Source organism: Paenibacillus daejeonensis DSM 15491, assembly GCF_000378385.1.
GTDB classification, from domain to species: domain Bacteria; phylum Bacillota; class Bacilli; order Paenibacillales; family Paenibacillaceae; genus Paenibacillus_D; species Paenibacillus_D daejeonensis.
The window spans coordinates 90,891-111,081 of sequence record NZ_KB899676.1; the positions used below are offsets into that span (position 1 = coordinate 90,891).

At 50.0% G+C, this 20,191-nt stretch carries 17 protein-coding genes and 1 tRNA gene; 5 read left to right on the top strand and 13 right to left on the bottom strand.

Translation table 11 applies throughout. The annotated features are described in order from the left end of the window. Positions 1-115: 115 nt before the first annotated feature. The 3 genes from F556_RS0129405 to hsdR are packed head-to-tail and all read right to left on the bottom strand — an operon-like array spanning position 116 to position 6,146. Entirely contained in the window at positions 116-1,468 is a 1,353-nt protein-coding gene (locus F556_RS0129405; protein WP_020620588.1) for a restriction endonuclease subunit S, read from the bottom strand. Continuing rightward, on the bottom strand, positions 1,468-2,886 hold the full coding sequence (locus tag F556_RS0129410) for a type I restriction-modification system subunit M (RefSeq protein WP_020620589.1): 1,419 nt from the start codon (positions 2,884-2,886) through the stop codon (positions 1,468-1,470). Before F556_RS0129410 ends, F556_RS0129405 begins: the two co-directional genes overlap by 1 nt. After that, entirely contained in the window at positions 2,883-6,146 is a 3,264-nt protein-coding gene (gene hsdR / locus F556_RS0129415; protein ID WP_020620590.1) for a type I restriction-modification system endonuclease, read from the bottom strand. The genes F556_RS0129410 and hsdR overlap by 4 nt, the downstream gene beginning before the upstream one ends. 276 nt (positions 6,147-6,422) lie before the next feature. On the opposite strand from hsdR, the gene F556_RS0129420 reads away from it, so the two are divergent. Next, complete coding sequence (locus F556_RS0129420; RefSeq protein ID WP_020620591.1) at positions 6,423-7,247, top strand: Rpn family recombination-promoting nuclease/putative transposase; 825 nt, start codon at positions 6,423-6,425, stop codon at positions 7,245-7,247. A gap of 580 nt (positions 7,248-7,827) precedes the next feature. On the opposite strand, the gene F556_RS0129425 is transcribed toward F556_RS0129420, so the two are convergent. Next, a tRNA-Ala gene (locus F556_RS0129425) sits at positions 7,828-7,900 on the bottom strand. A gap of 254 nt (positions 7,901-8,154) precedes the next feature. On the opposite strand from F556_RS0129425, the gene F556_RS0129435 reads away from it, so the two are divergent. The 3 genes from F556_RS0129435 to F556_RS0129445 all read left to right on the top strand — a co-directional run bounded on the left by F556_RS0129435 (position 8,155) and on the right by F556_RS0129445 (position 10,648). Continuing rightward, positions 8,155-8,529 (top strand): BlaI/MecI/CopY family transcriptional regulator, encoded by a 375-nt coding sequence (locus F556_RS0129435; protein WP_020620593.1) that lies wholly within the window; start codon positions 8,155-8,157, stop codon positions 8,527-8,529. Positions 8,530-8,532: 3 nt separating this feature from the next. Next, on the top strand, positions 8,533-9,954 hold the full coding sequence (locus F556_RS35585; RefSeq protein ID WP_020620594.1) for a M56 family metallopeptidase: 1,422 nt from the start codon (positions 8,533-8,535) through the stop codon (positions 9,952-9,954). A gap of 157 nt (positions 9,955-10,111) precedes the next feature. Beyond that, positions 10,112-10,648: a hypothetical protein gene (locus F556_RS0129445; RefSeq protein ID WP_020620595.1), complete on the top strand. Its 537-nt coding sequence runs from the start codon at positions 10,112-10,114 to the stop codon at positions 10,646-10,648. Here the strand turns inward: F556_RS0129445 and F556_RS36750 are convergent, their stop codons facing one another. The 5 genes from F556_RS36750 to nrdR all read right to left on the bottom strand — a co-directional run bounded on the left by F556_RS36750 (position 10,649) and on the right by nrdR (position 16,821). Then, positions 10,649-13,393, bottom strand: coding sequence for an S-layer homology domain-containing protein (locus tag F556_RS36750; RefSeq protein ID WP_020620596.1), 2,745 nt, complete (start codon positions 13,391-13,393; stop codon positions 10,649-10,651). Positions 13,394-13,420: 27 nt separating this feature from the next. Continuing rightward, positions 13,421-13,624, bottom strand: a complete 204-nt coding sequence (locus F556_RS0129455) for a hypothetical protein (RefSeq protein WP_020620597.1) — start codon at positions 13,622-13,624, stop codon at positions 13,421-13,423. 106 nt (positions 13,625-13,730) lie between these two features. Continuing rightward, positions 13,731-14,144, bottom strand: a complete 414-nt coding sequence (locus F556_RS0129460) for a hypothetical protein (protein ID WP_211222654.1) — start codon at positions 14,142-14,144, stop codon at positions 13,731-13,733. A gap of 338 nt (positions 14,145-14,482) precedes the next feature. Next, positions 14,483-15,634, bottom strand: a complete 1,152-nt coding sequence (locus F556_RS0129465) for an S-layer homology domain-containing protein (protein ID WP_020620599.1) — start codon at positions 15,632-15,634, stop codon at positions 14,483-14,485. Positions 15,635-16,341: 707 nt separating this feature from the next. Further along, positions 16,342-16,821 (bottom strand): transcriptional regulator NrdR, encoded by a 480-nt coding sequence (gene nrdR, locus F556_RS0129470; protein ID WP_020620600.1) that lies wholly within the window; start codon positions 16,819-16,821, stop codon positions 16,342-16,344. 126 nt (positions 16,822-16,947) lie between these two features. On the opposite strand from nrdR, the gene F556_RS0129475 reads away from it, so the two are divergent. Further along, positions 16,948-17,166, top strand: coding sequence for an alpha/beta-type small acid-soluble spore protein (locus tag F556_RS0129475; protein WP_020620601.1), 219 nt, complete (start codon positions 16,948-16,950; stop codon positions 17,164-17,166). A gap of 101 nt (positions 17,167-17,267) precedes the next feature. Here the strand turns inward: F556_RS0129475 and F556_RS0129480 are convergent, their stop codons facing one another. From F556_RS0129480 to mutM, 4 genes are all read right to left on the bottom strand, one after another. After that, positions 17,268-17,831 carry a lytic transglycosylase domain-containing protein gene (locus tag F556_RS0129480; protein ID WP_020620602.1) on the bottom strand — a complete coding sequence of 188 codons (564 nt, stop codon included), beginning with the start codon at positions 17,829-17,831 and terminating at the stop codon, positions 17,268-17,270. Next, the gene (gene coaE / locus F556_RS0129485) at positions 17,828-18,427 is read right to left on the bottom strand and encodes a dephospho-CoA kinase (RefSeq protein ID WP_020620603.1); all 600 of its coding nucleotides are present in this window, start codon (positions 18,425-18,427) and stop codon (positions 17,828-17,830) included. The genes F556_RS0129480 and coaE overlap by 4 nt, the downstream gene beginning before the upstream one ends. Before the next feature lie 28 nt (positions 18,428-18,455). Further along, on the bottom strand, positions 18,456-19,181 hold the full coding sequence (locus tag F556_RS0129490) for an MntP/YtaF family protein (protein ID WP_020620604.1): 726 nt from the start codon (positions 19,179-19,181) through the stop codon (positions 18,456-18,458). Positions 19,182-19,269: 88 nt separating this feature from the next. Further along, positions 19,270-20,181 carry a DNA-formamidopyrimidine glycosylase gene (gene mutM, locus F556_RS0129495; protein ID WP_020620605.1) on the bottom strand — a complete coding sequence of 304 codons (912 nt, stop codon included), beginning with the start codon at positions 20,179-20,181 and terminating at the stop codon, positions 19,270-19,272. Positions 20,182-20,191: the final 10 nt, after the last annotated feature.

Genomic DNA, 20,191 nt, shown 5'->3' on the forward strand with positions numbered 1-20,191 from the left:
GTGCGGGTTTTCGGACTTCGGTCTTCTTTGCTGTATCCTTGGATTTCCGATGATAATCTAGAGTTCGTGATCATGGATGTGATCACAGGGATCTGTAACAGCATCGAAACATCAGTTACTGCAGGACTGTTTCTTTTAGCAGTTCCAATGCACTTTCCTCACTTGTATCGTTCGTTCCTAACACGCCACGGAAAGCGCGAGCGAGAATTGATTTTTTCATTACTTCGATATGATCGATAACGTTAGCAAGATCTTTTGTTTCTATTTCTCTTGCAAGCAAATTATCAAGAATACGAACTACTTCTCGTTGTTCATTCCACGAAGGAATCATTACCTTTACTGCTGAAAGCTCTTTTTGATTTATCTTAGGCAAGACTGACCGTGAACCAGCTGATGACGCTTGCTCTAGAAACTCATCCGATAACATATAGTACCATAAATATTTGGTATCCTCTTTTGCTTCTATCGGGTACATATCCGCACTACACAATCCATTAAAATCTACAAGGACTACCTTCGATAAATACGGCCGTATCTTTGAATAAAGAATCTGGCCTTTAGAGAATTTATGCTTACCACTAGTTACTCCATCTTCCCTTATGGTTCGGTACTCTAAAAGTCTACCTGTTCGACGCTCGATATTATCTGGTGCAATATGCGGATTATCCATGTATGAACTTGGATCAACTAAGTTGCTTTTAATATCTGCTACTTGATTGAATGTCTTCTTTACCCAACTATCCATCCCCACACCATGCTCTTCACGCCACTTCGCGGTGAGCTCCCCTGTAAAAGCCTTGTGCAGGATAGCAGCTTTACGTGTATCAAAGCTATCTAAAGCATTCTGAGCCAGTTCCTTTGCCTGATCAAGCTTAGCAAACAGGCTTTCAATACGGTCAACGATACGTTGTTGTTCGGCAATTGGTGGGAGAGGCAGTACTAAATTCTCAATACGATTCAGAGCTAGTTTCGCTTGAGTAGTTGCGATAGTTGACTGTTTTATTTGATTTTGCAAGTCATTGGATAACAATAGATACATTAAATATTTTTGTTCTAAAGAATTAAACTCCGTAATCTTTGCAGCATTCTCGGTTAAGTTAGCTCCATTCAGAGATTCAGGAATCATCCCTACCCTACCTATAGTACCAGCAATCGAAATAAATAGATCGTTCTTGGATATTGTATAGTTCCTAATTTTATTAAAGGTATCTTCCGATACATACTTTACTTTTTCGTAATTTACTGAGTTGTGTTCAATATCTGTAACACGAATATAAGGGCGACTAGTTACCTCCTCTTGTAATACATGTCCAGGAGGTAGTCGTTTTCCACCTTTTACTCGACCTAGTTTCCCTAGTCTAGTCCACACCCAATTCCCAGGCACCTCATACGGCTGCTCATCCTCAGGCACCAGCGCCTGTTCCAACATTTCTTCTGCCGATAAACTCTGCTTCTTTCCTCTTGCCATTAGCGCTGGACCTCCAATGACTTCAGTTCCTTAACAACGCTCAGGATCAAGTCAACGGCTTCTTCAAGCTGCGCAACGACTTGCTCACCGCTCTCAATTGGATCTGGTAGATCATTATAGTCCATTACACTATCATCTCGAATAAGCCCTAGATCAAGACTATTGTTCTTGACTTTGATTTGCTCACGAGTAAACACATTCCATCGCTCATCCTGTACTGTGTGACGATCTTCCACCGTATAAGCCGAGACAAAAGCATCAAAATGCTCTTCCTTGAGCGGTTTGGTTTTGCCGAACGACGACATGTTGGTGCGCAGATCATAAATCCAGACTTCCTTTGTATTGTCCTTATCGGACTCGCCGCGCGTAAAGAAGAGCACATTGGTCTTAACGCCTTGTGCGTAGAAGATTCCTGTAGGCAGACGCAGGATCGTATGCAAGTTGCACTTGTCCATCAAATCGTTACGGATAGACGCACCATCGCCGTCTGCAAATAATACGTTGTCGGGGAGGACAACCGCCGCACGTGCCTTATCGTTCGCTTTCAGGCTGCGGTAAATATGCTGCAAGAAGTTCAACTGCTTATTCGACGTAGGATAAGTGAAGTCATCACGAGTCGCACGCTCGCCGCCCTTTTTCGTTCCAAATGGCGGATTCGTAAGGACGACGTCATAGTCCTTCATCGATTTCCCTTGACTCGACAAGGTATCACCCAGCTTAATCGGCCCTTCGATATCATGCAGCATCGCATTCATCAAGGCCAATCGATGGGTTTCATGGACGAGCTCAGAGCCTGAGAAGGCATGCTTGCGCTGGAACTCCTGCAGCTCAGGCGATAGATCGAATAGCTCATCGGTCTGGTCCTTCACATAGCGATCTGCTGCAATCATGAAACCGAATGTACCGCATGCAGGGTCATTGCAGCGCTCGCCTGGCTGCGGCGACATAAGCTTCGTCATCACGTCGATCAAGACGCGAGGCGTGAAGTACTGGCCCGCTCCTGATTTCTTCTCATTTGCATTCTTCTGAAGCAAGCCCTCGTAGAGATTGCCGAGCCCTTCTTCTTTTGCAGAATACCAATCGAGGGCATCTATCGAAGTAATGAGCTTCTCCAGGTTCTTCGGTTCATCGATATTGGAAGAAGCCCTGGCGTAGATTTCACGAACACGCCCTGTGCTATTTTCACCTAGGTGATCAAGTAGATCCTTATAGAACTTCTTAAGATCAGTACCTTTAGGCTTAAGCAATTGATCCCATCGATACTGCTCAGGGATTTCTTTTTCAGTGTCGGTTTCTTTGGCCATCTTCAAGAACAGGATATAGGTGAGCTCCGTTACATACTGATGATACGTAATCCCGTCATCTCGGAGAACATTACATAGGTTCCATAGTTTTGATACGATCTCTTGGTTGTTCACGCTGATTGTCCCCCGTCTTCAAATAGATACTGATTCAAATCTGTAATAATGGTATCGAGCTGCTCGCGGAATATCTTGTTGATGCGGTTATAGCCGCCTTGGTTCCTGAATGCGCCTGTATTAAATAGATCCCTATCCAATATCGGCTCGTGCAACAGAACCGTTTCAATGCGCCCAAGCCAGTCCTGCTCCATTTTGGTAAAGGAATGCTTTTCCTTCAGTTTGGTGATCGCACGTTTCATACGTTCTTCACGGCTGACGAGTGCTGATCCTAGCGCTTCCTTGCGTATGAAGCCAATGATGTCCGCTGTGATGTCTTCATTGGATAGCTGCTTCCAAGCGGTGTTCAGCTGCTGTTCTGTGAACCCCTCGCGGTCCAGCTCCAAGCGCAAGCTTTTCAAGCTGTCACGCGTAAGATCGCTTGGTCTGGTACATACCACTTGAAGCGCGGCGATTTTATTCATGTTGTTTGTAATGAAGATCTTGAACTCATCCAGGTAGTCCTTAGGCTTTAAGCCTTTACCATAACCACGCTCATGAGAGACAAGCTCATCCTCTTTATCTGAGATCACTACAGCCCTCGGCTTACCCATGCCGCGTTCATTCATAATATCAAATATCCTGCGATGGTCAAGAATATAGGCTTTCGCTAGCTCAGTAGGCATGTGTTGGAGCTTCTCGATAAATTGATCGGGTGTGTCGCCTTCTGCGATGTCACGGAAATGAGTCATAGCATCTGTCGTCATGTTCCGCTTCTTGCGCTGCATCTTGGCCACAATAAGATCAATTTGGTTTTGCAGCTGCTTCTCGGTCGGCAGCGCATCAAGTCCATCCAGCAAATCCCCAAACGATGCAGAAGGCTGAACCACTACTTGTTTCATCGTACTAACATCCTCAAGCGATTCATATACGCCAACAGGGTCGTAGATTTCAAAATGCGTCTTGCCGATCTCAGGACAGAGACGGGTAGCACGTCCCATCATCTGTTCAAAGAGGATACGAGACTTGACCCTGCGCATAAAGACAAGGGTAGTTATTTTAGGAACATCAATCCCTGTCGTTAACAGATCTACCGTGACCACTATGTTTGGGAAACGCTCATTCTTGAAGCGTTTGATTGCCGCCTGAACCTTCTTAGGATTACCACCGCCAATGCTGCCTGTGATCTTCATGACCGCATCGTTGTCTACGCCGTATGGCTCGTAGATCTCTTTGAGCAGGTTCACGATGACATCGGCATGACTATCATCAACGGCAAAAATTAGCGTCTTCGCGTCCCCTTCTGGATTAATGTCCTGAGCTATCTCAGTCAATACGGTACGGTTGAAGTTCTCTGTCATGACTTGACGATTAAACTTCTCCACATCGAATTTCAACTCATCGTCCAGTTCGCCACTATTTGTAATTTCTCCCGTAACAGGATCGTAGATCGGGACGACTTCACCTTTCTGATAGGTGATGCCTTCTTTGCTCAGCTTGGTGACAATCGTATGCGGTGCATCATGATCGACGAGGTATCCTTCGACCACTGCTCGACGGTAGGTGTAATTAAACACGGGCTGACCGAAAATCTGGGTCGTTTGGATGGCTGGCGTTGCCGTTAAGCCAATTTTAACCGCATGGAAGTAGTCAATGACGGCGTTGTATTTACTCATGTAATCTTCCTGATTACGGTACAACAGCTCATCATCGCTCAGATCTTTGTCCAGGATATACCCGCGATGTGCTTCATCGATAATAATGAGGTCATAGTCTGAAACAGCAGGGATGGTGTCCCCTTCATTATAGAGTACACGCTTTACCAGGCTCTGTACGGTGGCGACATGCAGCTTGGTCTCTTTATCGAATTCTTTGTCACCAAGCTTCTTGATGTTATAGATATTGTCCAATGTCATGAGCTCTTCGATTTTGACTTCTTCAAACACATCCTGCGCTTGCTCGCCGAGCGACGTACGATCAACAAGGAACAAGATGCGCTGGAAACGACCAGATTTCAAGAAACGATACAACATGCCCAGAATGGTTCGTGTCTTACCTGTTCCCGTAGCCATGGATAACAGTACTTTGTCCTGCCCACCCATAATCACCTTCTCTGCCTCTTCAATTGCTTCAATCTGGTATTCGCGAAGATTTAACGCATCAGGATCACGCAGCAAATCATAAGGCGTTGCCTCCAATGCTTGATCGGCTGCCTCTGTATCTTTGCTCAATAACTCCATCATACCCTCGGGACTCATCCAACCTTGAAGCGCCTTGGAAATATTCGATTGCTTGCGTACATCGAGAAACCATATCCCAGACTTCGTTTCGAGTTGTTTCAAATACTTCCGACCATTCGTTGCAAATACAAACGGCACCTTGTAGCGACTCCATTGACCCACCTGATACTCAGCATGCGCCTCGCTTACGGATTGTGCATATTCTTTGCACTGATTATCGATGACAGATGGAATATCGGTGTACTTCCGTTTCGCTTCAATAATACCGACCATCTGAAGCCCAACGAATAAAGCATAATCGGCATGACCTGTTCTTCCGACAGCGTTACGAGTCGGCCATTCCGCAATCGCAAGGTTAAGACCTTTTTGAGGACGTGTCCCTTTCGAATGGCGCAAGTTGACCGTATCCGCTTCCCACCCAACCTTCCGCAACTGCTCATCGATAATATATCTCGTTTGCTCCTCAGATAGCTGAAGCTGTTGAACGGCACGACTTCCTCTTGACGTGCGTTCCTCTATCGTCATCGTTTGGCCTACTTGGACTTGTGCAGCCAGCTTCTGCAGCTCTGCAATCTTGGCTTCTTGTTCCCGAATAATTGTTTCGTAGTCCACAGTGGCTTGAGACTGTTCGAGAGGCAATATAAACCTTTCAGGCTGATACTGCCAGTCTCCGTACGTTTGCATAAACCAAATGCCTAGCTCATGCGCCATGCCCATCAGAACTTTGCATTGTTCAAGCGAATCGTAGTTGGCATGAACCGCTTTATTTCGAGCCATGCGCAAGCTATATAGAATATCGTCGATTTCACGCGGCAGTAACCCTTGCCCCTTCAAGAGCTTGATTCGATTGGCATGCGTATTGTCATAGCTTGGCGGTTCAATCCTATCGTACTGCATCATGAGATTGACGATCGTCTCGCCCAGCAGGCCTAACTTGATTAAACAAGAATTAGGATCTGAATAAAGATATTGCTCTGCGGTTGCTCCGATTTGAGCCAGTACAGGAAAGGTATTGTCTAAGAATATAAAATTAGATTCCATTTTTAATTCTCCTTGTGTAATCTTGCCTGACTGACCTAGGTGTCAATTTCGCAATCGTGTACTGAAACTTTTGACCTACTATTTCGACAAACAAGGTACAAATACCTCCTAGAATGCGGAAATTCCCCCTTTTGAGAAATCAGGAATCTCATCGTTAATCTAGGGGAAGGCTCCACCGGCCGAGAGAACGATATCATGTAAGGCGCGGCGCATCATTATGCAACCTAATTGGAAACCATGGTATAATAATATTGATAAGGATTGGAGTTGATTCGGATGCATGACCTGCTGGACCCCAAGAACGATTTTGTCTTTAAACGTATCTTTGGCAGTGAAGAGAATAAGGATATCCTGCTTGCTTTCCTCAATAGAACCTTTATGGAAGCTGGGGAGCCTCCTTTGACTGAGATCCTTCTCATGAATCCATATACGGATAAGGATTCTCCGCGTGATAAGCAATCCATCTTCGACATTCAGGCCAAAACGACAGAAGGAAAACTTATTAACGTGGAAATGCAATTGTTTAACAAATACGATAATGAAAAGCGTACCCTTTATTATTGGAGCAAGCAGTATGCGGGGCAGCTTGCAGAAGGACAGTCTTACAAACGGCTTCGGAAGTGCGTCACGATTAACATTCTTAATTTTTCTATACTTTCTAACGACCGTTATCACAGTGTTTTTCATCTGCGGGAAGATCATAGCAGTATTACACTTATCGACGATATCGAAATTCACATTATGGAACTTTCCAAGCTGGGCTCCCAAAACATACCGAATGAAGGCGGCTTACTTAACTGGTTGCTCTTTCTGAAAAGCGAGGATACAACAAACTGGGAGGTGTTGAAAGTGAATGAACCCGCTTTGGGCAAAGCAATGACCGCTTTAGAATATTTAAGTCAAGATGCGGAAGCAAGGCGACTGTATGAGATGAGGCAGAAGGCGCTTCATGACGAAGCTTCTATGCTTGATGGAGCCAGAGAAGAAGGGAAATTAGAAGTCGCTCAAAACATGTTGGCAAAAGGGATGGAAATAAGAGACATAGCTGAGCTGACTGGACTTTCTGCCGACCATTTGGAAACGCTAAGAAGGGAACATTAAAAAGTGAAGTTCATAAGACTTCACTTTCTCTGTTATGAAATCTCATTTATTATTCATTGAGCCGTTATCTAGCATATGGAAGCCGCAACGGATGTCTGTGCTCTAACGAGCAATAAGAAAACAACTTATTTCTCAGGTGTTTTAAGGTGGAGCCTAGGGGGATGTATGAATCTTTGATTATATGGCTGACAAAGCCTATTCGACGAGGACTTTTAGCGGTAGATTCAGACGCCGTACTCCTCCGCTGCGCTCCGTCCGTGCGGGCGAACCCCCTTCTCGGGGTTCATCACCCCCTAGGCAATCCACACGAAAAAACGCCATCACGTAATGTGATGGCGTTCTTGTTCGTATGGAGCCTAGGGGGATGTATGAATCTTTGATTATATGACTGACGAAGCCTATTCGACGGGGACTTTTAGCGGTAGATTCAGACGCCGTGCTCGTTCGTTTGAGGTTATTTCTCTGTAGCCTTTTCTTCCACTTCCTGCGCGCGGGCGAACCCCCGTTTCGGGGTTCATCACCCCCTAGGCATACCATACGAAAAACGCCATCACATTGTGTGATGGCGTTCTTGTTCGTATGGAGCCTAGGGGGATCGAACCCCTGACCTCATCGCTGCCAGCGATGCGCTCTCCCAGCTGAGCTAAGGCCCCGTATTCCTACATCTTATGTAACTGGAGCTTACGTTCCGTGTTCATAAGTTTATGTGGCAACAGAATAGATAATATCATGAATTCGATTTGCGTGTCAACACTTTTCATAAACTTTTTCAGCCATTTCCTGGCCCCTCTTAATCTCCTTTTTCATCGCTTGACTTATTACTACATGATGTAGTAGATTGTTAATACTACGTAGTGTAGTAATAACATCGTTATGGACGCATAACGTGATGAAGAGGTGTGCTGCAATGAACCAGGTTCATAAGTTGTCAGATACAGAAATGGAGCTCATGGAGGCGATATGGGCGAGCGATCCGCCGGTGACGTCTACCGAGCTGCTAACCCAATTTGCAGAGAAAGGCCGCGCCTGGAAAGCCCAGACGATGTCCACGTTCCTGTCACGGTTAGTGGAGAAAGGTGCACTGGCTACGACCAAAGAAGGACGTACCAATAAGTACGTCCCACGCGTCACTAGAGAAGCTTACAAACTGGCGGAAACCCAGAATGTGCTGGACGATTTATACCAAGGTTCTGTGAAGAACCTGATTTCAGCGCTCTACGACGGCGACAAGCTTTCCAAGCAAGATATTAATGAGCTGAAGCAATGGTTTTCGGAGAAGTAGGCTATGATGACTCTTCTTCTTGAATGGCTCGTGTCGCTAACCGTCGCCGGGAGCGTCATCGTGGCTTGTAGCTTGCTGCTGCGTTTGCTTCCTGTTCAGGATATGCCTGCTTTATGGCGCTACAAACTCAATCAGTTGGCTGTCGTCTTTTATCTTGTGCCGCTAGCCGTCGTTGTACAGTGGTTGTCTCCCTTTATGACATCCTGGTTCGCTGCGGCTCCGAGCACATCGGACGCTCGTGACCCTGGAGCGGTTTTGCTACCCGAGGGCTCGTCCGCGACTACGATTCCCGTATCGGCTGCTGCCCTTATTTTGACCGTGTGGGCAGTAGGTGCGCTAAGTTTTATCAGTTGGCAGATCTACCACTATCGGAGATTCGTCCAATTGCTCGAACGTTCGCATACTGACGTGCCGCCTAGCAGCGACGCTTCATTAGAACTAGCCCAGTACAAAAGATATCTATCGCTCAAACGCCCGGTCAGACTCGCCTATAGCGAGTTGATTCGCACGCCTTTGCTGGTAGGATTATGGCGTCCAACGATCTACCTCCCCCGACAAGCGGCTGCGGAGATGGATCTGGGGATGGTCCTCCATCACGAACTCATTCATTTGAAGCACAAGGATCTATGGATCAAGGCATCGATAATGTGTGTCACTGCACTGCAGTGGTTTAACCCGCTGGTCTACCTGCTCCGCCGCGAAATCCAGACCTGGAGCGAGTTGGCGTGCGATGAACAAGTGGTCAAAACCATGTCCCATCAGGAGCGCAAACGCTACGGTCAGACGATTCTGAGTGTGATGACAGATACCCGATCCGTTCCCACGCAATTTTGTGCTTCCTTGTCCTCTGAAGGCCAACATCTAAAAAGGAGATTAACCCTTATGCTGACTGTGAAACAAATGAAAAAGAAAACACTCATTCTATTGGCCGGATCCGGCCTGCTCGTCGCTGCCTTGGGCACATCTGCTGCGGTTTGGGCATCCGACAATGCCCCTGCGATCGAACCCGCTCCAGCTGAACTGTCACCTGTAACTGAACCGGCGCCCTCCAAGGTGGAGCCTCTTCCCGCACCTTCGGATGAGCCTGAGGCCTATACGATTCCAATCGAGCTCTACCCTGCAGAGTCCTCCGTTGCTGGTGACAACGCAAGTGAACTTTACGCAGTTCCGGATGAGCAAATTGCTCCAGAAGCTCAGGTAACGGAAGCCCGCCCCGTGCCGCAGGACCAATATGAGATTGCACCAGATGTATCGGAAACTGTCCCAGCGGAGGAGAAGCCGTTACTTGTCCCTGCTGAAGAGACAGGCATGGATGATGTCCCAGACGTGTCCATCTCTGAACCACTTGTCTCGGAGTCCGATAATATCCCTGCTGCGGCGCCACCTACCGATGAGGTCAGAACTGTCCCCGCAAGTGAGAAATAAGCAGCTAACCATTCCATACCCGTCCTTCAAACACTGCCCTTGGGCAGTGTTTTTTCGCTCTCCCCGCAGAAAGTGCTCGTCCTGGGTCAATAGCCCGATGCCTGTCCACAACCCATTCGCTATACTGGAAAAAAATGATACGAAGGAGTGACGCTGGATGCAACCCCCCACAGAACTGGAATGGCAGTTACTATTCACCGGGAATGAGACGGATCTGAAAGCCTATGCATTAGCGAATCAAGAATTGCTAAAAACCTACGGCATGGACGATGTAGCAGAGGATCCCAACAGCACGGTTCAAGAGAAAATCCAGCTCTTGCTCGCTGCCGTTCATAGTGTCGTTGTCGACTGGCGGGAATATGATGATGAGATTGTCCGTCTCTTTGCAGCCCGTCTTCCTGAAGAAACAATTGATGTCAAAGAAAGCGACAACGGACTGCTGGTCACTTATAACGGGGTGGAGCATGTCATTGCCCTCAGCATGTCACCTAATGATCGTTACCTTACGATTCGCGGCTTCCAGCAGATTGTAGGCGCCAAGTACGAAATACGCTTGTTTGAGCACTCCTACTTCTCAGATACCCATGAATTTCTGATTCTTCCCCGTTATGTATGGGACCGTTTAGAGACAGAGTACGGTGAGCAAGTAGGCAAAGTATTTCGCGTAGTCGATTCGGAACTGGACTTTCCTTGATTAAATCAGTGCCAGAATAAGCTTCACTGCTTCAGCACGTGTGGCAGGCGCAAGAGGATCAAATCGGCCATCGCCACGGCCGCTGATCAGACCTTGCTGATGGGCTGCTGCGACATGTGCCTTGGCCCATTGTGGAATCTCCGTATCATCTGCAAAAGCAGTCGAGCTTAGATTAACTGTCTCCAGCTGCAAGACTCGGCTGATCATGACGACCAGTTCAGAACGCGTAATCAAGCGATCCGAGCGGAAGGTGCCATCCTCATAGCCCCCAATGATGCCCGTGCTCGCTGCACTCGCGATTGCGGCGCGAGCCCATGCCGGGACATTGCCCCAATCCTTGAAGCTCGGGATATCAGCGGCCTCCTCCAGCTGCAGGGCACGGCTCACCAGAACAGCGAACTCAGCGCGGCTGATGCGTTGATCAGGACGGAAGGTACCATCCTCATAGCCGTTTACGAGCCCCAAGGATACCGCACGCTGAATGTCCCCGAATGCCCAGTGACGCTCCACATCGGTGAACGACACCTCTGGCACCGTAGGCGGTTCCTCCTCACCAGGCTCTCCGGTTTCTGGTTCATTCTCTTCTACGACCGGCTCCTCTGGCTCGTTCGGCTTCGGCGTCTCCGGCAGTGTCGGCACAACTGGAGTGATTGGCGTATTGCCGTTACCACCTGATTGGGATGGTACTTGAGCATTCCGGAAAGCAGTAACACCCGTACTCAGTTGATCCGCTGCAGCAGCCGATAGCTCAGCCGTTCCCTCCAGATTAACCGCCTCAGCGTCGGCTGCCTCGATAGCTGCTGTCAGTGCCTCCGCTGCTGATACCGGATATTGACCAGGGCTTCCACCAATCGATGCGCCTTGCAGCAAGAGATGCGCCGAATGGACGGCTTCAGCAAGAGCTGCATTGTCCACATCGTTGAAGTTCAGACGGAAGGTCTGCACGCTCCCACTTGGATTTGCTTTACTATACACGTGAGCTCTGGCATCCACCAGTCCGCTCAAATCTTCAACAAGGAATGTATCTAGACGTCCTTCATCCTCTGGCAGCTCTTCCGACAAAATCGGGTCAACATACTCGCCCTTCTGTGACAGCTGAAGGTTTCTTACGTTCTGGTGTTCTTCCACTAATAAAGTAAGCTCGTAGCCTTCGGCAGCCGATTTAATATGCGCTACATTTAATAAGGCCGGACTAAGCTCCGAGAAACCTGCAGCGTCGGATTTAACAACCGAGTAGTAGACCATATAACCGATCACGTCCAAGACATTTTCATAAGCCTCTGCTAGTCTCGTCGTACTTGCTCGAATGACCGGACGTTGTGAAGCTAGGTTTGAAGTGATGGCAGATGCCTCATCTATTGCCTCTTCCAACTCCGTCTTAACCGCTTCCCACTCCCCATCGTCCACATCCACATTGGCTATAAGATGTTTAAGCTCCTCGGCATCGTCTAACCATTCACCAAGCGCCTCCAATAGGTCCACATTATAGCTAATATAAACCGTCCGCGTCTCGCCCCCCACCTCATATCTGACCACGCTCAGACCGAGCCAGCCATCGTTCGCAGAGGTCAATCCACCTCCTACCGGCTGGAGCTGGAACACAAGCTGTGTATCATTGGATAGCGTAGATACGACTCCGGCCTCTGGCATGAAGGCGGTAAAGGGCATGCCGTTTGGAATGGCAATGGACTGATTGAGCTTGCCATCCGGAATCGTACGCAGGGTCAAATTCACGTTGAAATCCATAAAATCCGCCGCATGCACCCTCTGCATCACAGTCGTCACGGTCTCGTCGAAATCTGCTGCATGTACAGACAAGGACTCTGGAGCATCCAGACTATCCAGCGGGTAAATCCGCAGTGTTGGACCCGCTACATACTGAGTTTCCAATGTCTGCTGGTAGTTGCTATTCAGCCCGTTAATACGCTGGTTTATGATCTCGGGCGTACTCGCCGGGTTATCCAATGCCCGCTGTGCTTGTGCCATCGCGTTGTCGAGCATATCTACATTGGAGGCATAGTACTCGCCAGGGTGGATAGCTGCGATCGCCGAGCCCGGTGCGCCTTCTGTTTCGCCATGCCGCTTGGCCTTGCTGAGAAACGAACGAACGGCAGACATCACAGCTGTCAGCTCCGTCCGATCAGCCAGACGTTGTGCCCCAGCAAAGGCTTCTCTCGCCTCAAGCAGCGTATTATAGATGACTGCGTATGCTGCCTCGTCATCTCCCTCGTTCAGCGCTTCATCCGAAGCTTCGATTGCAGCCAGCATGACGGACTTGCTGCCCTCGGTATACTCCCCGTATCCTGTCCCTTCCACTGCCGCTTCATACGCCGTACGGCTATCCGCAATCAGCCCGGCGACTTGCTCATAGGTTGCGCTAGTGACCGGACCTTCCCCCGGTTCTTCTCCAGGGTCTCCCCCGCCCGGTTGACCTGGCAGTCCCGATACATCGATCCTTAGCTGAACATTGTACCAGTGGTTGTAGCCAATATCCCGCATGTTGACATGCATCAGGATATCTTGTTTCTCGGTCAGATCGGCAATTTCATACTGTAATTCATAGCGGCTGGCCTGCTCGTTGAGGGGTACGGCTTCGACGACCTGATACCCTTCAATGCCGACGGCAACCTCCTCCGATGTAACAGGGTCCGTTGTAATCCGTGCCTTCTCACTGCCCTCCAGTCGGAAGCCCAGATAAGGAAAGTAGCTATATGTCAGTGCCGAAGCCTCATGGGAAAATAACACCCGGCCTTCCGTAATCGTCAGCTTTCCTTACTGACCTTGCTCTTTTAAGTAATTATTGGCCACCGAAACGGAGTTTTGCCCGTCGATCAAATAAAAGTAGTCGACCGTGTAGACACCATCAGGTACCGTTGTTGCCGCACCGGCGGTCTGTCCTGCCGGCAAACCTGCCGCAGCAATGAGGAATGCCAGCCACAAGAGGGAGAACTGGCGGAATCGGGAACTTCTTTTCATGGACTATTCGCTCCTTGAATCGTTATGTATGGCTTCTCTCAGGCATGAGAGAAGGAACGCGGTATCCCCTGAACGGGTATTCCGCGTCCCCTGTATTAGCTGCTACTTACCACTTGATGACCAGCTCATGCACGGCGTTATGGAAGCCCGCAACTGTCGTTTGCAGTTGGATCGGCAGATCAGCCGTATTGCTTGTCACCCCGCTGATTGTGAAGGTCGTTTTGCCGCCGGCTACCGAGCGGACTGCGCTGATTTCATAATCTGGGTTGCTGTCGTCATTAGCGTTGAGATAGGCGTAGCTTGCAGGAAGCGTGATGCCCATGTAGGTACCTTCGTTTTTGAGTGTGATGACGATCGTATAATTGCCAGGTGTGCCAGTTACAACAGCCGGTCCATCAACCGAAGCGTTAGCATGGGAGACCGCATTAGTCGCCGGGTTCCACAGGACATAATCCTGATCCGCAGCAGAAGCAGGGACCGCCAGAGCCAGGGCAAATACACACACCATCAACATCATCATAACCGTTCTTTTCGCAGGGATTCTCATCGTTAACACACTCCTTGGTTTTGTTATTTGGCTTGAACTTGGCCACAGTATGTATGACAAGATAATGATAATCATTATCAATCTAGGCTGAAAAAAAATCTGCGGCATCGACAACGTCTGACATGCATGCAGTACAGATGAGCTATCGTGAATGTGTGCACCATTCAGCGACGACTCCATCATATATTTCCAGTATTATGTTTGTCAACACCTTATTTTCAATTTATTTTTCTATAATATTCCACAAAAAACGCATGACAAACAGGTGTAAATGCAGCATTCACACCTGTAGCATGGTTTACAATTAATAATTAATTAGACAAGGATAGAATTAAACTCACAGCCTCCGCACGCGTGGCAAAGACATGCGGCGCAAACACATTACCCTCTCGTCCATTCATCAGTCCAGCAGCATGAGCTGCGGCTACTTCGGCTCTGGCCCAGGCAGGAATCTCCGCCGCGTCTGCAAACGTCAATGTCGCGTCAGGCGTGGTCTGGAGCTGGTGCGCGCGGACAATAATGACTGCCAGTTCAGCACGGGTAATGCGCTGCGCCGGTCTGAACGTGCCATCCTCGTAACCGCCGATAATGCCCGCTCCTGCAATTGGCGCTAGATAAGGCTCTACCCAAGCCGGAATGTCCTGCTCGTCCGAGAAGCTGGCTTGAGCAGTCGTCTCCTCAGTTACTGGCAGCGCACGTCCCAGCATGGCCACGAATTCCGCCCTGCTCACCTGACCATTAGGACGGAAGGTGTTATCCTCATAGCCATTGACGATCCCCTTGCTCACAGCTTGTTCAATCGCGGATTTTGCCCAATGATTCGTCAAATCTGTAAATTCAGGAGAAGGTGCGACAGGCGGTACTTCAGGTGCTGGCTCTGGCTGCTCCGGCTGGGTGGGGTGCTCAGGCTCAGGGTCCACTGGTTCTGTAGGCTCCTGCTCCCCTTGCCATTCCTCGATCGAGTCGCTATCCAGCTGCAGCTCTACCTCATACTCGTGATCATACAGGAAGGTCGGACTGACCTGCCAGTAGATCTTCACCCAGCCCTCCAGCTTCTCACTCAGATCGTCAACCTCAAATGAGACGACTCGGGTATTGGCTTGCTCGTTCTCCACTACCGTCTCCGGTGTCGCAAGCCCGTTGCCAGTGTCGATTTTGAACCCAATAATTTCCTTGCTCTGCTTGAGAGTCACTTCTACCGTCAGCTTACCGTTCTCCACAATGAGCTTGGCCGGCGTCACGACATAATCCTGCATGACGGAGACCTGGTCCGTATTGTGCTTCAGGAAGGTGTAGTCCAGGCTGTACACACCATCAGCCAGCTGCTGCCCTGTCTCTGCCGCGTATGCGATAGAAGGTCCTTGTTGATTTGTACCGGAAATCACGGCCCCAGGTGACACCGGTGTTAGCAGCACAGCCACGAGCGCTACAGATGCAGCCGTTGTTTTTATGTACGTATTCAAAATAAAAGCCTCCCACTCTCAATTGATTATCATTCTCATTAACTCAATTGATAAAAGCATACCGCATCCTTCCAGCAGCTGTCAAATTGTTTTTTACATACACTGGCTAATCCCTCCGAGCCTTCCCTGCTCTAACGCTTGCCAGCTCACCTTGGCGGCAAGCTTTGATGATATGGGCCGTTTTTTGCCTTGTAAGGAATCGTGTCAAGCATTACAGCCACGAGTAGGCCAAAATAGGCCGCTAAGTGCTTCCTGCGAGAGTGTCGATTCATGCGGTATCGGTTATCGCTTATCACTCAGCTTATATTTTTGTTGTAACGGCCACCACAGCCGCTATTTCGCCAAAAATCAAGTCACTTTGAATTCTAACGGCCACCAGCGCAGTTATTGGAGGGTTTTCGAGGCTCCAGCGGTCTGTTTGGCCACAATAGGCGCATATATGGCCGTTAGAGATGATGAGCTACCTTTTCAGGGCAAATAAGCGTATATATGGCCGTTAGCCGGAAGGGCAGCAGCGAGGACGCGCAGGGGTAGGCGATGCCTAGCAGTAGGTCGGCGGCCGGCCCCCTTCTCTTTGTAGCATGTATTACAGCCGACGAACGGCCGGTTTGGGAGAAAAAAAACAGCGGCATCGCTGCCACTGTTTTTACGACCATCCTTATGTTCGTTTCGGACGTCTACAAACCAACACGAATTAACGCGCCGTGCTACCGCCCGTCCTTGTCAGACATCGGGTGCTTGGACAGCAATCCGGTCAGCTCTTTCATGAACATGTTGATATCCTTGAACTGTCGGTACACCGAGGCGAAGCGCACGTAAGCGACTTCATCAATCGGGTACAGCTGCTCCATCACCAGCTCGCCGATCTGGAAGCTCTCGACCTCGGCCTGTGCCGTGGTCCGGATTTCCTTCTCCACCTCGGAGACGATAACCTCCAGCTGGTCGATGGAGACCGGTCGTTTCTCGCAGGCCCGGATGAGACCGCGCAAAATTTTGTCCCGGCTGAATTCTTCGCGGCTGCCGCCTTTTTTAATGACAATCAGCGGCGTCTCTTCGATCATTTCGAAGGTAGTGAAGCGACGGCTGCACTGTTCACACTCGCGTCGTCTGCGAATCGATTTATTCTCGTTGGCAGGCCTGGAGTCCAGTACCTTCGTGCCCGCATAATCGCAATAGGGACATTTCATATTCGTTATTCCCTCCGTTCTCTCGCTTCGTTTTTTTGGGGTCGGAACAATTTACCATGTATTCAGAGTTATGATTGGACGAAAAACGCACATAATACTTTTACCAACCGCAAGGAGGTGACACACATGAGCCAAAACCGCAGCAGCAACCAACTGGTCGTACCACAAGCTACAGCAGCGCTGGACCAAATGAAATACGAGGTAGCGCAAGAGCTGGGTATCGCAATTCCGCAAGACGGATATTATGGTAATATGGCTACTCGCGATGCGGGTTCCCTGGGGGGTTATATTACTCGCCGCCTGGTACAAATCGCTGAGGAATCTCTTGCCGGTCAATACAAATAATACTGAGGCTTAATACGGAAGCTTTGACCCTGACGAGAGTCAGTTGGTCAAAGCTTTCTTTTTCAATTGTATGGCTATATAGGAACGTCCCTGATGGAGGCTCACAGCTGCGGATACAAGGACTTGTATTTGTCGTAGTAATAAAAGACCCGTTTGACATAGTGCCTGGTCTCACCAAAGGGCACATCGCTTAATTGCTCCAGCGTACCATCCCACACATGCTCTGTCATCCAGCGCTTCACATTGCCTGGACCGGCATTGTACGCAGCAACCGCCGCGATCTGATTCTGATCAAATTGCTTGTTCAGCGATTGCATGTACCAGGACCCCATCTCTATGCTCACATCCGCACGATGATGAATATCGTCCATCGACACCGCTGTAAACTTGGCTTGGTCAATAATCCAATCTGCCGTATCCGGCATGATCTGCATAATTCCGAGCGCCCCCTTGGAGGATTCGCGGCCCGTCTGAAAATTGGTCTCCGACCGAATGATCGCAGCAAGCAAATGGGGATCCACTTCATAGTTGCTCGCGCTTGCGCGAATATCTTCCCGGTAATGAATCGGATACATCAGCTTCTCGATCCAATCTGATTTGATAAACAGGACAACTGCAACGACGGCGAGCGTCAACACCAACAGTCTGCGTGCCAGCCGTTTCATCGTATCACCGCCTCGCGCATAAAAGCTTCCACTTGCCGCTCCGTCTCTTCAAGCGATCCGCTGTTGTCAATTAACCAATCGGCCCGTTTGCGTTTTTCCTCAATATCCATCTGCAGCCCGATTCGGGAGAGCGCCTCTTCCTCCGTCATCCCTGGCGTGCGGGCAAGCAGCCGCTCCACCTGGAGCTTCTGGGGTATGTATACGACCAATACGCCCTCGTACAGCCCGGCTTGTCCCGTCTCATACAGCAGGGGAATATCAGCCACGGCCAGCCTGGCGGGGTTCTCTTCCTCGTAGTGTTGAAGCCTCGCCTGCATCCGTTCCCGGATGGCTGGATGCAAGATGGCTTCCAGTTGCTTCAGCTTGTCCCGGTCGCCAAAAACCAGCTTCCCCAGCGCTTGCCGGTCCAGCGTGTCGTCCGGAGCCCGTACGCCTTGTCCGAACTGCCGGATGACGGCGGCCAGCGCTGGCTCGCCCGGCATCACGACTTCTCTGGCCACCTGGTCTGCATCCACCAAGGCGGCGCCGCGGGCGACGAGCATCGCCGCGACGGTACTTTTGCCGCAGGCGATCCCGCCAGTCAATCCGATTTTCATGGGTCTCACCTCTTCTTCCTGGCACAGACTACATCAATTTTAGAATACCCATCATGACCAGAATCAGTCCTGGCAGCAGCGACAAAGCCCGCATGCGGTTCGACGTGGCAAACCGGAACCCAACGCGCAATCCGATCAGCAGGAAACTGCCGCTGGCGACCGCAATTAACAGCGATGTCCATAATGGTGAAAAACCGAGCAAAGCCGCGCCCAGCCCCGCGCCAAAAGCGTCCAGCGATAACGCGCAGCCAAGCAAGAGCGCCTCCGAAGCCGAGATGGTTCCGGAGCGGTCCATATCCGCCGCCTGCGGCTTGCGCAGAATATGGATGACGATACCAAGCCGCTTGAGCTCCACAATCATCACCATCGTAGGCGATAAAGTCTGCTGTTCCTCGAGCGATAAGCCTCCGTCTGATGAACCTATGCCCGGTTCGTCTGTCTTGTGCTGTCCGTTCTCTTGGCGTTCCTCCGTCTCATTGCCCGCTCGTCGTACAAACTGAATAATCGCGAACAATCCGATCCCAATCAGAATAATTGCCCCGATCCACTGTCCCGCTACCGGTGACAGATAATTCGATAGCCACTGGCCGGCGACCATGGATACCCCGATGACAAATCCCGAGCAGCAGGCAATAATCAAAATCGACAACAGTGGAATCCGAATTCTGCGCAGCCCGTACGTGACGCCCACGCCGAAGCCGTCCAGGCTGACTGCGCAAGCAAGCATCACGAGCGAAACCATGTGAGCCAGCATCGATGTGTCCCTCCTTACAGGCGCATCTAGGCGCGCCCATATCTGTTACACATCATATGCAAGGAGCTAATCTGGGTGCATCGCTTTTCTACCGCTCCGCTGTTTTGCCTGGAGCCGAGCCGTCCTGAGACAGCTTGACGGAACGCCGCTTGCTGGGCGCAACTGTACCGCGCGGGGCCCGTTGACAGCGAACGCAGATATGCGTACCGCGTCCGGTAACAGCGAATTTCACAATATTCCCGCCGCAGCTCGGACAAGGCTGATCCTGTCTCCCATAGACCGAGAGCTGATGCTGGAACATGCCCATCTCGCCTTGACCATTGACATACGATTTAATGGACGACCCGCCTGCTTCGACAGCTTGGCCCAGTGTGAGCAGGATCGCTTCATGCAGTCGCTGCCACTCCGGCCGAGTCAGGCTGTCGGCTGTCCGCTCCGGATGAATCCGTGCCAGAAACAACGCCTCATCCACATAAATATTCCCCAATCCAACCACATATTCCTGATTGAGCAGAAGCGGCTTGATCCTGGTGCTCTTGTGAGAGAGCATTCGGCGCAGCTCGCTTGAGGTGAAAGCTTCAGAAAACGGTTCAACGCCAAGCCGGTTTAGAGGCGGCAGAGCGAATTCCTGACCCGGTTCAAACAAATGCATGGTTCCGAACTGACGAACATCCTTGTATCGTAACGTCGTTCCATCCGTAAAATGAAACAACACGTGCGTGTGCTTCTCAACCGGCTCCTCCTCACGGAACAGCCCATAACGGCCTTCCATCCGAAGGTGAGATACCAGAACCAGACCGTCGAGCAGCAACCGCAAAAACTTGCCCCTGCGCTCTACGCTCTCGATAGTCCGTCCGGCCAGCGCAGCTGCAAAAGCTTCTGGCTCTGCAGGACGCTGGATAATACGCGGCAGATGTACCGTCACTCGCTCGATAGTCTTGCCTGCGACCAGCTCACTCAGTGTGCGCCGCACAGTTTCTACTTCCGGCAACTCCGGCATATCCTCAACT

Coding starts and splice junctions, on each gene's coding strand:
- mutM (WP_020620605.1), bottom strand. CDS start 20,181: ATGCCGGAGTTGCCGGAAGTAGAAACTGTGCGGCGCACACTGAGTGAG.
- F556_RS0129490 (WP_020620604.1), bottom strand. CDS start 19,181: ATGCTGGCTCACATGGTTTCGCTCGTGATGCTTGCTTGCGCAGTCAGC.
- F556_RS0129420 (WP_020620591.1), top strand. CDS start 6,423: ATGCATGACCTGCTGGACCCCAAGAACGATTTTGTCTTTAAACGTATC.
- F556_RS0129475 (WP_020620601.1), top strand. CDS start 16,948: ATGAGCCAAAACCGCAGCAGCAACCAACTGGTCGTACCACAAGCTACA.
- F556_RS0129405 (WP_020620588.1), bottom strand. CDS start 1,468: ATGGCAAGAGGAAAGAAGCAGAGTTTATCGGCAGAAGAAATGTTGGAA.
- F556_RS0129435 (WP_020620593.1), top strand. CDS start 8,155: ATGAACCAGGTTCATAAGTTGTCAGATACAGAAATGGAGCTCATGGAG.
- hsdR (WP_020620590.1), bottom strand. CDS start 6,146: ATGGAATCTAATTTTATATTCTTAGACAATACCTTTCCTGTACTGGCT.
- coaE (WP_020620603.1), bottom strand. CDS start 18,427: ATGAAAATCGGATTGACTGGCGGGATCGCCTGCGGCAAAAGTACCGTC.
- nrdR (WP_020620600.1), bottom strand. CDS start 16,821: ATGAAATGTCCCTATTGCGATTATGCGGGCACGAAGGTACTGGACTCC.
- F556_RS0129455 (WP_020620597.1), bottom strand. CDS start 13,624: ATGAAAAGAAGTTCCCGATTCCGCCAGTTCTCCCTCTTGTGGCTGGCA.
- F556_RS0129445 (WP_020620595.1), top strand. CDS start 10,112: ATGCAACCCCCCACAGAACTGGAATGGCAGTTACTATTCACCGGGAAT.
- F556_RS0129480 (WP_020620602.1), bottom strand. CDS start 17,831: ATGAAACGGCTGGCACGCAGACTGTTGGTGTTGACGCTCGCCGTCGTT.
- F556_RS0129460 (WP_211222654.1), bottom strand. CDS start 14,144: ATGATGATGTTGATGGTGTGTGTATTTGCCCTGGCTCTGGCGGTCCCT.
- F556_RS35585 (WP_020620594.1), top strand. CDS start 8,533: ATGATGACTCTTCTTCTTGAATGGCTCGTGTCGCTAACCGTCGCCGGG.